An 11486-nucleotide genomic window follows, 5' to 3' on the forward strand; every position below is an offset into this window, starting at 1 on the left:
GCCGTCACGGCGGCAGCGGAATCCAAAAGACGGGACGAACGATGCTCACCGATATGCAAGCGGCCGGCGCCCGATTGACACATCAACCCGGCGCCCGCGAACCGGATTTCTCTCAGGGGGCACGCGCATTCCCCCACGAACGAAAATGGCGCCAGCCCGAGCAACGCGCGGGCGTCGCGCGCGAGGACATCACGATCTCGCGCTTTACCTATGCCCAGACGGCCGTCAGGCGCGAGGATGCAACGACGCCTCCCGACCGGTACTTCTTCTCGATCGCCCTGAAGAGCACACGTCTCAAGCTGACCAGAGGCAGTCAGACCATTTTCGACGGCGCCATGCCGGCAGGCACGCTCTATGTCGGCGCGCCGTCGAAGCCGCTCCGCGCGCAGTTTCTTGCGCCGTGCGATTTCCTGCACTTCCACATCTCGGCTAATTGCTTTCCATCTCCACAGCAGGGAACGGAGCCGCTCGCGCCCGAATGCCTGAACGATCTCCTTCTGTTGCGCGACCCGTTCGCCGAGCAGCTCGCAAAGGCGCTGACCGAACAAGGCCATTCGGCCGATCGCGAATTTGCGTGCTGCATCGCCCAGACGCTGGTGATGCACGTCGCTCGGCGCGAGCCCCCGCGTACGAAAGTCAACGCCTTGCCGAAATGGCGGCTCCGACGCGTCGAGGAGTATGTCAGGGCGCGCTTCGACCACTCCATCAGCCTATCCGACCTCGCCGGCGTCGCGGGATTGTCCCGGATGCACTTCGCAGCGCAGTTTCGCGCCGCGACTGGATACCGGCCGCGCGAGTATCTCCTGCAACAGCGCATCGAACATGCAAAATCTCTCCTGTCGAATACCGAGACGCCGCTGGTCGAGGCGGCGCTGGCCGTCGGTTTCTGCACGCAGGCGCATTTCTCGACGGTCTTCAAACGTCTGACAGGCGACACGCCGGCACGTTGGCGATGCACCAGCCGGAACGCATTGGCGTCACCCAGGCTCGCTGAATGCGACCCGGTTCCGTCACGCGAGCCGGTGTCTCATGTCCTGCCGGCGGACCTTCGTGAATCATGCGAAATGAGAAACAGCGTGGGGACGTGAAATACTTTGCACGCCGGATCGGCGATGCTGGCAGTGTTAGTGACTGAGACCCCAAGTCACGGCTCGAGCCTTCTCCTCCCAGGCATGCGAGCATTGGGCCGTCCTTCCCACAAGGACGGCCCCTTTTTTTTGCCTCGCCGCACGTCGATCCGGAGCGCGCCGTCCGTCCGATTCCGGAACGATGCTGTCGCCATTTCAGTCGCTGAGATGCCGCGCAAGCCAGTTGCGCACGCCCTGAAGACTCCTGAAATCGTCCAGCGACCGCACCGGAAGGCCGGGCTCGATGCTCGCAACCATCCGGCTCAGTGCATGTCCAGGTCCAAATTCGAGAAATGCCGTGGCACCCGCTTCGAGACAGCTTTGCAGGCAATTTCCCCACTGCACGGTTTGCGAGATCTGCGCGGCGAGCTTGTCGTGGCCCGTCTCGGCGGAGACGACCGAACCGCCATCGATGCCGCTCAGGATGCGCGCACCGGCGGCCGACGGGAACGCCACCGGCGCCAACCGCAAGACTTCGCGAAACACGACCGACGCCTCGGCGAGCCGTCCGGTGTGGGAGGCAACCCGAACCGGCAGATCGACGATCCTTGTGGCACGCATCGCCCTCGCCTCTCCGGCAATTCCGTTCAATGCCGCCCGGCCACCGCCGATCACGAAGGCATCGCCTGGATTGACGATGGCGATCGCCGCACCGTGGCGCTCGCAAAGGCGCTTAATATCGTCATGTGAAAGACCGCGGACAAAGATCAGCCCGTCACCGGCGCAGGTGGCGGCGTCCATTGCTTCCGCGCGGCGCACTGCGAGGTCGAGCGTGAGGACCGGTTCGAACAGATCTCCCACGCCCCATGCCGCCACCTCACCGACGCTATAGCCTGCGATGATGGCGCCATGTGGAATGATGTCCTCGAGCCCGGCAGCGGCGGCCAGTGCCTGCAACGTGCATAGAATCTGGCCGGACCGGTTGCGATGCAGAGCCTCGTCAGATTCGCTGCGCACGAAATCGCGCGGATCCCTGCCGCCCAGCAACGTTGCCGCGTGTGCAAACAGGTGCGTCGCTTCCGGCGCATCGCCCGTCAGGGCGAACATGTCCCGATGCTGTCCGCCTTGTCCCGAGCACAGGATCGCAAGTGTCATGATCGCCGCCTAGTGCGGAAAGAGCACGGCGATCGCGACCGCCATGGTCGCGACGCTGAATCCGGTGCTCGAAATGACCATCGAGCCGACCGCTGCGGAGTCCAGCCGGTAGTTGACCGCAAACAGGATGCCGAAAAAGCCGGAAGGCACCGCGGCGAGGAGAATGGCCGTCCTCGCTGTGTCGGGAGCGATTGGAAAGACGTGAGTGATTGTAACGGCTGCGAGCGGCCGAACCACGTCCGCGGCCACGGTTGCGGCCGCGATCTTCCAGTTCAGGCGGAACGACTGTGCCGACAGGATGGCTCCGGTCAGGAACAGCGCGACGCCGGCGGCCGAACTCCCGATCAGCGCGAGGCAGGCATGAGCGAGCGCGTCGAGGCTCAGATCCGACACCGAAAACAGGATGCCGAACACGGGCGCGAGCACGACCGGCTTGGTGATCGCGCGCCCCACTGCCGTCAGCATCTGCCGCGCCGCCATTTCCCCGCCACGGGACCTGGCGGCGTCCATTTCCGCCATGATCAGGGTCACCGGGCTGATGAGGACCGAACCGGTTGCCAATGCGACGGCGACCGGAACGGCGCCCGCCTGTCCCGCGACGGATGTCAGGATTGGAAGACCGACGCCGGCAAGATTTGGAAAGCCAACCGTGAGTGCCTGAATCGACGCATCGGGCCGCGACACCTTGAACAACCTGCGCGCGGCAAGATACCAGGCGGCATAGAGCAACGACATCGTTATGCCGAGCACCAGAAACAGCGGAACCTGCTCGATCATCTCGCTGCGCGACGCCGAGGCGGTCGCGGCGAACAGCGACGCCGGCACGGCGAAATCCATCACGAGTGCGTTGAGAGCATCGACATGGAGATTGTCGACGACATGAAACCTTCCGGCGGCGTATCCCAGCAGCAGGACAAAGAACACCGGCACCAGCGCCATCAGGATTGCATTGGACATCATGGCCCCGGCGCGTCGTGGGCATCGACGAAGAGCGACATCGCAAGCAGGTCAGCCGAGCCACCGGGACTGAGACGACGCGCGACGAAGCTTTCATGGATCCATCGCGCGCTGACGCGCCAGCCGGGAGCGCGCACGCCGCCGGCATCGATGAAGCGACGTGCCGCGCGACGCGCAAAGCGAAGCCCCTCGAGCCCGCCACGATGCAGCAGATTCGTGTCTTCCACTGACGCAATCAGGGCAAAGCACGCTTCGACCCGAGCCGCTTCCGCATCCTCGGGCGTGGCAGGCATTGTTCTCCTCAGGGCCGGCAAGCCGATCCGGTAGACGCTGGGAAACCCGCTCGCCGCCTCGATACGGGCTCCGCCTGCGCGAAAGCGGCGGCGAGCAGCGCTGCCATGGCTGTGCAGCAACACCGGACCGTCGAGTATGCTGGCGCCCCAGAGGCGTGCCACGACGTCGCCGAGCGGAAGTGCCGAATCGACCAGCCCGCCGGCCCTCGCACCGGCCGCCGCGCACAACAGGCCAAGACCGAAGATCGCGCCGCGATGCGTATTGACGCCCGCGGTCGCCTCGAGCATCGCCCGTTCGGCCTCCAGGCCGATGACCCGCAGCACTCCCATGCCGCAACCGAGCGCGCCCGCTTCGGCAAGGCTTTGAAGGTAAGGCCTGATGGCCGCAGCGCTGCGACGAAACGTGCCGGCATCCATGTCGACGTGACTGCCATTGTCGACATGGCTCACGAGCCCCGGCTTGGGCCAGGTTTCCAGCTCCATGGCGAGGCAATCGGCAGCGAAGCCGCCGATGGCCCAGATACCGGACGGCATCTGCCTCCGGCTGGAAACAAGCGGTTCGATACTTCGCGCGGCCGCTGTGGTCATGATCCCATCGCTCCCGAAATGAATCGATCCCTGTCGAGCAGGGCCACGCACCCGATGGTCTTGACCAGAAGCTGGTCCGTGCCGGCATGGAATTCGCGCCAGTTCACCGCTGCACCATCCGCGCGCATCAATTCACCATCGAGCCGCATCGGCGCATCGGTCTCGATCGCAGCCACGTCGGCGGCGAGCCGATCCAGATCGGTTTCGCGGGGGAACGCGAACAGGATATCGAGGTCGGAACGAGCGGTCACGTAATCGAGCCCGGTCAGCGATTGCCATGCGAGGCTGCCGAACACGCGCACGTCCACCGAATGACGAAGCGCGAGCCCGTCGAGCCGATCGAGCGTCGGCCACCAGTTGCGCGGCGCCGAGCCGCGCACCTGCCGCAGCGCGGGCGGCCTCGCGACCGAGGTGACGTGGTCGATATCCGCGAGAAACGACAGCCGTTTCTTGCCGGCGGAGGGCGGCAACGGCAGGCCGAGTGCAAGGCCGGTCGCTTCGCTAGGCAGAGCGCGCCGCCTGATCGTCGGCCATCCCATTTCGGACCAACGCGAAACCAGCGGGTCGGCTGCGAGATCGCCGCGCATCCCGATCATCGCGCGCCAACCCTGCGGGCTGACAAAGACGAGGTCGTGGCGACCGACCGGCGGTTCAGCGGGTTTGCAGGGCAAGGTCACGAACGCGCTCCGCGATATCGGCGGCCTTCGGCCGGCCACCGCGCTCCTTGCCGAGCGCATCTCTTCGATCCCGCGCAGCCGGCATGTCGGCGAGCAGCGCCTCCAGCTGGTCTGCGAGTGAGGTGGCGTCGCTCCATGTCATATGAACGGCACCCATCTGCTCGAGATTGGAGAGCCCCGGCGCGAAAACCGGCGTCGATTTGGCTTTCTCCTCAAGAGCGGTCATCGACAATTTGGTGACCTTCGCCATCGACGGCAGATCCATCACCGCGGGAGAGGCGCCGGGCAATCCGACCAGCACGCGCGTCGCAAGGCCCGTCGCAAGCAGGGCCCCCGCCGCCGAGTGGCCGTAGAGAAGACCGATGGTCGGGCGGCCGTGCATGTCCGCGTGGATCAGCACTTTCGCCAGATGCGCGAGGAATTCGTTGAGCCCGAGCAGCTCGTCACGCTTGCTCATGCGCTGGCTGTCGCTGTCGACGAGCACCAGGATCGGTCCGCTCCCCCGGTCGATCGACTCCAGGACATGCGCGGAAAGTCTGATCGCCTCGTCGACGCCGAGCGCAGTCCGATCCGCAACACCAATCACGAGTATCCTGCCACCGGACCGCAGCGTCGCGGCGCCGGCAATGACGCCATTGTCGTTCCTGACCTCATGGCCGTCGGGAAACAGCGAGGCGAGAATGTCATCGAGCGTCACGACTGCTCCTCCCGATCCTGCTAGCGAGCGCAATGAACTGGTCGGCCGGCAATTCCGGAACCGTTTCCGCATGCGCAACACCTTCCACGGTCCAGATATCGACGGCGTCCTGGCAAGCGCCGAAGCGGCGCAACCTGTCGGCGAGACGTCCCTGCTCCGCCCTGAGCTGGTCGAGGCCGAAGGGGCCAATCAACCCGATCAGCTCGAGTGCGGCCTCGCGAAAATCCTGCACGGTGTCATCGGCGAAGACGTCGGTTGCGCCGAGCAGCCGCCGGTGCTTGCCGCCCATGGTGCGCCAGACCAGGGCACGGTCACGGGAGTCGAACTCCTCGACGCCGCGATTGGTCTCGATCACCTCGGGGCCCGAAACCGCGATCCGTCCCGCCTCCGACACGGCGAGCGCGGAGCAACAGCCTGCGATCAGACCGCCGCCGCCATAGCAGCCGGAACGCCCGCCGATCAGGCCGATGACCTTCACGCCAGCACTGCGCGCCTCCATCACCGCACGCATGATCTCGGCGATGGCGAGCTCACCGGCATTGGCCTCCTGCAGACGGACGCCGCCGGTATCGAGCAGGATCAGAACGGGGATCGATCCGATCTCGCGCGCTGCGCGGAGCAGACCCAGCAGTTTGGCGCCGTGCACCTCGCCGAAGGCGCCGCCCATGAAACGTCCTTCCTGCGCGGCGACGAATACCGGCGCGCCGCCGAGCCGGCCATGGCCGACGACGATGCCGTCATCGAACTGCTCGGGAAGGCCGAATATCTCCAGATGCGGACTGACCTCGCGCTGTTCCGGCCCGATGAACTCGACCAGGCTGCCGGCATCAAGCAGCAGATCAAGCCTCGTCCGCGCCGATGCCTCGTTGAAGCTCGTGCTGCGGGCTCGTTCGGCCGGGGCGATGTGCGGGAGCGGCGCGGTCATTGCTCGCTCCCCGCGATCAATCGCACCGCCTGCGCCAGCCGAAGCGAGACCGTGTCGGGGCGCGCGCCGCCGTCATTGATGGAGAATTTCAGCCCGCCAGGCGAATAGCGCTCGACGAAATCTCCAATGACGGCGCTCCAGACTTCGCCGAAGCCCATCGCCGCGGTTTTGATCTCCACCGCGCATTCCGCATCCGGCAGGACGCGCTCGACCAGGACTTCCAGATTGCCCGAGGCGACCACGCCCACGATCGCGCTCTGCCTGATACCGCCCGCACGCTCGCGAACCGGGTGATGAAAGCTGAGATCTTCCATGGCCTGTCCTCACCAGTTCCTGAATTTCGACGGTGGCGCGTAGAGCCCGCCCGACCAGCGCACGAGATCCTTGATCGAGCGCGCCGCCAGCATGTTGCGATCCGCATCGAGCGGATTGATGCCGATATCTTCCGGCCGCCGGATCACGCCGCGCTCGCGCAGCTGCGCGACCATGCTGCGATCCCGCCCGCGACCGACATCGGTGTATCCGGCGACGCCGCGGATCGCCTGCTCGCGTTCTTGCGCCGTACGGCACAACAGGAGGTTTGCCACGCCCTCCTCGGTAACGATGTGCGTGACGTCGTCGCCGTAGATCATCACCGGCGCGAGCTCGAGGTTGAGCTTCTCGGCGAGCTCGATCGCATCGAGCTTGTCGACGAACAACGGGACGTTCTTGTCGCCGAAGGTCTCGCCAATCTGCACCACCAGCTTGCGGCCCCGGCGCAACGGCGCCGGGCTGTCCGGATCGGCCTCCGCTCCGGCCTTCAGCCAGGGCTCGCTCGGATGCCTGCGCCCGCGTGCATCCGCGCCCATGTTCGGCGCGCCGCCGAACCCGGCGATGCGCGAGGTGGTGATGGTCGAGGAATTTCCCTGGAGATCGATCTGCAGCGTGGAGCCGATGAACATGTCGCAGGCATAGAGCCCGGCGGTCTGACAAAAGGCGCGGTTGGAGCGCAGCGAGCCGTCGGGACCGGTGAAATAGATGTCGGATCGCGCCCGGATGTACTCGTCCATCCCGACCTCCGAGCCGAACGAGTGGATTTGCCGGACCCAACCGGACTCGATCGCGGGAATGAGCGCGGGATGCGGATTCAAGGCGAAGTGGGTTGCGATCCTGCCCTTCAGGCCCAGCCTCTCGCCGAACGTCGGCAGCAGGAGCTCGATCGCGGCCGTGCTGAAGCCGATCCCGTGATTGATCCGCTGCACGCCATAGGGCCCGTAGATGCCCTTGATCGCGAGCATCGCGGTCAGGATCTGCCCCTCGGTGATCGCCGCGGGATCGCGCGTGAATAGTGGCTCGACGAAGAACGGCTTGTCGGACTTGACGACGAAATGGACGCGGTCCGCCGGGATATCGACCCGCGGAACCGTCTCGACGATCTCGTTGACCTGGGCGATCACGACGCCGTCCTTGAACGCCGTTGCCTCCACCACGGTGGGCGTGTCCTCGGTGTTCGGGCCGGTGTAGAGGTTGCCGTCACGGTCGGCGCTGACGGCGGCGATCAGGGCGACGTGCGGGGTGAGATCGATGAAGTAGCGCGCGAACAGTTCGAGATAGGTGTGAATTGCTCCCAGCTCGATCTTGCCGCCGAACAGCATGCGCGCGATGCGCGCCGATTGCGGCCCGGAATAGGCATAGTCGAGCCGCTTCGCGACCCCGCGGTCGAACAGGTCCAGATGTTCGGGCAGAACGACGCCCGACTGCACCATGTGCAGATCGTTGACCTTGGACAGATCGACCGCCAGCAGCGCGCGGCTCAAGAGATCCGCCTGCTTCTGGTTGTCGCCTTCGAGGCAAACCCGGTCGCCCGGCCGGATCACGGCCTCCAGCAGGCGCGTTGCGTCGGATGCTTCCACGACCTTGCCGTGGGCCAGGCCGGCACCGGCCGCAATGCGGGCATCGCGCGCGGCGCGGTTGTTCTGCCAGCTCGTCATGACCTTGGCCCCTTTGCGGCGTTGGCTCCGCTGCAGAGCGATCCCGGATTGGCACGGTCGGGATGAAGCGCGAGCATCGCCTCGTAGAGCTCGCGCGGAGAAATCGTCGCCTGGTCGAGGCGGTTGAAATCGAGCAGATATTGCCGGGTCTCCGCGATGTTGCGCGGATCGTCATCGTTCTCCGGCTTCTTGTGTCCGGCCACCACGAAGCGCGGCTTCAACGCTTCGAGCCGATCGAGCGCGGCGATCCATTCGAGCCGGCTCTGCGTGTCGGTTTCGGCGAGATCGAGATAAGGATGAATGCCGTTGTACACGGTGTCGCCGGCGACGATCAGATCGAGAGACGGGACATGAAGGGCGGTGGAGCGCGCCGTGTCGGTTGGTCCCATGTCGATGACGACGAGCTTGTGTCCCTCGAGCGTGAGCTCGCCTTCGAGAGGCTCTGCAGCGACCAAGCGCTGTGCGATCTCGCCCGGAAAGCGCTTGCGCCAGAAACCGTCGAGCGATGCCGGCGAAAGCTGCGTCTTCATCTCGTCGACAACCTCGGGAACGGCAACGGCGCTTGCCCGCGGAAAGCGATCGAGCAGCGGCGCGAGGCCGAAGAAATGATCACCGTGGCCATGCGTGACGTAGATCGCGGTCAGATTTCGCTCCCGCGACACGACCCAATCCAGCAACGTCTTCGACTGCCCGGCGGTCAGGAACGTGTCGACGAGGATGGCATCCCGCTCGCCGTAGATCAGCGTCGACGAATTCGCGACCCACATCAGGTCCGGATTGCCGGAGGGCAGATCGCGGCTCAGTCCAGCCCGCTTCACCGTCGTCACGTCCCAGTCCAGGATCGTGCCGGTCGTCTCGATCATGCTCATGGAATTCTCCGGAGGGGCAGTCGGGCCGGCGGGAGTGCTGTCTCTCCCGCCGCCCTTCCTTCTGCCGGCCGTGCGTCAGGACCGGCAAAACGCGTCAGCGGGTGGCCGGTTGATCGATGCTGCGAGCGGCACGGGTGATGATCTCCGCCACTTCCTTCGGATGCGACTCGTAGACCGAGTGGCTTGCACCCGGGATCACGGTGGTGTGGCTCTTGGCGCGCTCGTAATACCAGCGCTCGAGATCCGGATTGATGATCTGGTCGTTGCCGGCAACGATGCCCCAGCTCGGTTTGGTCTTCCACGCAGCCGCCGTCAGCGGCGTGCTGAACACCTGCGTCGCGGCCAGAACCTGGGAGCGTGATTCGAACTCCGCCTGCTCGCGCGGCAGATCGGGGGCGAACAGCTTGGGGAATTGCACAGGATCGAGATAGGTGAATTTGTCGGGCGTGACCTTGATGGCGCCTTCGGTCTTTCCAAGTACGCTCGGCGTCTTCTTGCCCAGCGCCGCTTCGTCCTCTCCGACGTCGGGCGCATGCGCCGCGACGTAGACCAGGCCGACCACGTTGGGATGAACACCCGCCTCGGTGATGATCGAGCCGCCATAGCTGTGGCCGACCAGAAGCGTCGGGCCATTCTGGAGATCGAGCAGCCGCTTCGCCGCCGTGACATCATCGCCAAACGACGTCTCGGGCTCCTGCAGCATGCTGACGCGGAAGCCTTCCTTGACCAGGATCTCGTAGACCGGCTTCCAGCCGGACGCATCGACCCAGGCGCCGTGCACCAGGACGATGTTCTTCGGGGGTTCAGCGCGCGCCGGGGCGACGGTCGCGAACAGGGAGAGAGTGGCAGCGAAGGCGAGGCCAGCGTTGAGGTGTTTCATGTCGGGATCACTCCGGGTTGGAATGGTGCGACAGTAGTGTCGACGCTTGCCCGCGTATTTCGGCAAACAACGGCCCTTGCCACTTCGCACGTCGGGACATGCCGATCGAGACAGCGGCTCCTCGCGCATCTTCGGGACACTGCCTAGCTAGGGCGCGCACTTCAAAGCGCAGCGCATATGTCAGGCGTACAGACCTCTCATTACTGTGAACGGCCGGCGTTCATACGCGAAAGACGAACGATCGACTTTGTCATTCAAGAGGTCGCATCTGATGCTGATTGAACTCCATGCATGGGATCGGACACATGACATCCACGGCAAATCTCCAGATCGCGCTTCTCATCCTGTTGTGCGCAGCTTCGCCCGCGCGTGCAGGCACTTGTAAGGATGACATCGCGCAAACCCAGATCCAGCTGGATCAGGCCATCGAAAAAGACGCTGGCGCCCACGGCTGGCAGCGGGAAAGCCTCAGCGCGCTGCGCAGTCATCAACCGACGCCTCGCTCGATTGCAGAGGCCGAAGGCGGCCGCGGAGCGGTTTTCACGGACGCGCTGGATTCGCTTGATCGCGCGCGTACCGCCGAACAAAACGGCGACACAGGCACATGCAGCCGGGAACTCGCGCATGTGCGGGCCATTCTGAAATAGCGAAAGCGAGCCGAAGCCAAAGCCGGCCAGCGGCGCTGTCATCGGCGAGGCAACTCGGCGACGCGGCCGAACGAAGACGGCCCACTTACGATGCGTCGAATGCCCGTTGTCGTCGTGCTGCCGGGTAGCGGGACGTGCGTTCTGGAAATACCCCGCCGTTCCGCACCTCTCTAGTGCTCGACAGCATTCAGCCGGAGCATTTTCCATGCGAGAGCAGCACCCATCGAACGACGTCGGCTCGGGAAGATCCGGATCGCACCGGTTCACCCTGATACAGCCCGCCGTGGCACTCACGGCCGGCATGCTGTGGCTCGTCCCGGCTGCGACGTCCGCTCAAACGACCATGCCGGGAATGCAGCCTTCCACCGGCATGCTGGCGACGTCGCCGCTCAACCCGCAATCCACGCGGCCCGTCGGCGTTCCGCTGGGATCGACCGAGATCGCAACACCCGGCATTTCGCCGCTCAATCCGGCGCAAAGCACGGCGGGTTGTGCCGGATCCGGCAATACCGCCTCGTCCGGAGCCTTGTTCGACGGCGGCGGACTGTCCGGGGGCTCATCCGTCACGTGCAACGGCAGCATCACGGCGGCGCCTCCGCTGCCTTCAGCATCGACGGTCGGACGCGTCGGGATACCGCTCGGAGCCACCGAGCTCGGCGGCGCCGGAATCAGTCCGTCCGTTCCGGTGCAAGGCCCTGCCGCAACCGACAGCACGACTTCGATCAGCGGCTCAAGCAATCCCTGACATCCAGGACGATCTC

The 11486-nt window shown here is 65.2% G+C and carries 13 protein-coding genes; 2 read left to right on the forward strand and 11 right to left on the reverse strand.

Annotated elements, in window-relative coordinates:
* Positions 1–41: 41 nt before the first annotated feature.
* Positions 42–1088: a helix-turn-helix domain-containing protein gene (locus AB7531_RS29560; protein WP_063986513.1), complete on the forward strand. Its 1047-nt coding sequence runs from the start codon at positions 42–44 to the stop codon at positions 1086–1088.
* 195 nt (positions 1089–1283) lie between these two features.
* On the opposite strand, the gene AB7531_RS29565 is transcribed toward AB7531_RS29560, so the two are convergent.
* The 10 genes from AB7531_RS29565 to AB7531_RS29610 form a co-directional block, all read right to left on the reverse strand.
* On the reverse strand, positions 1284–2222 hold the full coding sequence (locus tag AB7531_RS29565) for a hypothetical protein (protein ID WP_063984269.1): 939 nt from the start codon (positions 2220–2222) through the stop codon (positions 1284–1286).
* A 9-nt stretch (positions 2223–2231) separates the two neighbouring features.
* Entirely contained in the window at positions 2232–3182 is a 951-nt protein-coding gene (locus AB7531_RS29570; RefSeq protein ID WP_441280205.1) for an AEC family transporter, read from the reverse strand.
* Positions 3179–4060, reverse strand: coding sequence for a triphosphoribosyl-dephospho-CoA synthase MdcB (gene mdcB / locus AB7531_RS29575; protein ID WP_063984271.1), 882 nt, complete (start codon positions 4058–4060; stop codon positions 3179–3181). The genes AB7531_RS29570 and mdcB overlap by 4 nt, the downstream gene beginning before the upstream one ends.
* A complete protein-coding gene (gene mdcG, locus AB7531_RS29580) occupies positions 4057–4737 on the reverse strand; it encodes a malonate decarboxylase holo-[acyl-carrier-protein] synthase (RefSeq protein WP_063984272.1) in 681 nt (226 codons plus the stop codon). Before mdcG ends, mdcB begins: the two co-directional genes overlap by 4 nt.
* Positions 4712–5434 (reverse strand): biotin-independent malonate decarboxylase subunit gamma, encoded by a 723-nt coding sequence (gene mdcE, locus AB7531_RS29585; RefSeq protein WP_063984273.1) that lies wholly within the window; start codon positions 5432–5434, stop codon positions 4712–4714. The genes mdcG and mdcE overlap by 26 nt, the downstream gene beginning before the upstream one ends.
* The gene (locus tag AB7531_RS29590; protein WP_063984274.1) at positions 5421–6359 is read right to left on the reverse strand and encodes a biotin-independent malonate decarboxylase subunit beta; all 939 of its coding nucleotides are present in this window, start codon (positions 6357–6359) and stop codon (positions 5421–5423) included. Before AB7531_RS29590 ends, mdcE begins: the two co-directional genes overlap by 14 nt.
* Positions 6356–6673, reverse strand: a complete 318-nt coding sequence (mdcC, locus tag AB7531_RS29595) for a malonate decarboxylase acyl carrier protein (protein WP_063984275.1) — start codon at positions 6671–6673, stop codon at positions 6356–6358. Before mdcC ends, AB7531_RS29590 begins: the two co-directional genes overlap by 4 nt.
* Before the next feature lie 9 nt (positions 6674–6682).
* Positions 6683–8329 carry a malonate decarboxylase subunit alpha gene (gene mdcA, locus AB7531_RS29600; RefSeq protein ID WP_063984276.1) on the reverse strand — a complete coding sequence of 549 codons (1647 nt, stop codon included), beginning with the start codon at positions 8327–8329 and terminating at the stop codon, positions 6683–6685.
* Positions 8326–9198: an MBL fold metallo-hydrolase gene (locus AB7531_RS29605; RefSeq protein WP_063984277.1), complete on the reverse strand. Its 873-nt coding sequence runs from the start codon at positions 9196–9198 to the stop codon at positions 8326–8328. The genes mdcA and AB7531_RS29605 overlap by 4 nt, the downstream gene beginning before the upstream one ends.
* Positions 9199–9292: 94 nt before the next feature.
* Positions 9293–10078: an alpha/beta hydrolase gene (locus AB7531_RS29610; protein ID WP_063984278.1), complete on the reverse strand. Its 786-nt coding sequence runs from the start codon at positions 10076–10078 to the stop codon at positions 9293–9295.
* A 305-nt stretch (positions 10079–10383) separates the two neighbouring features.
* On the opposite strand from AB7531_RS29610, the gene AB7531_RS29615 reads away from it, so the two are divergent.
* Positions 10384–10725, forward strand: coding sequence for a hypothetical protein (locus AB7531_RS29615; protein ID WP_063984279.1), 342 nt, complete (start codon positions 10384–10386; stop codon positions 10723–10725).
* A gap of 333 nt (positions 10726–11058) precedes the next feature.
* Here the strand turns inward: AB7531_RS29615 and AB7531_RS29620 are convergent, their stop codons facing one another.
* Positions 11059–11463, reverse strand: coding sequence for a hypothetical protein (locus AB7531_RS29620; protein WP_063984280.1), 405 nt, complete (start codon positions 11461–11463; stop codon positions 11059–11061).
* Between the last annotated feature and the right edge of the window lie 23 nt (positions 11464–11486).

Origin of the sequence: Bradyrhizobium sp. 63_E2_N1_3, assembly GCF_052076005.1 — a bacterium.
Taxonomy (GTDB): Bacteria; Pseudomonadota; Alphaproteobacteria; order Rhizobiales; family Xanthobacteraceae; genus Bradyrhizobium; species Bradyrhizobium barranii.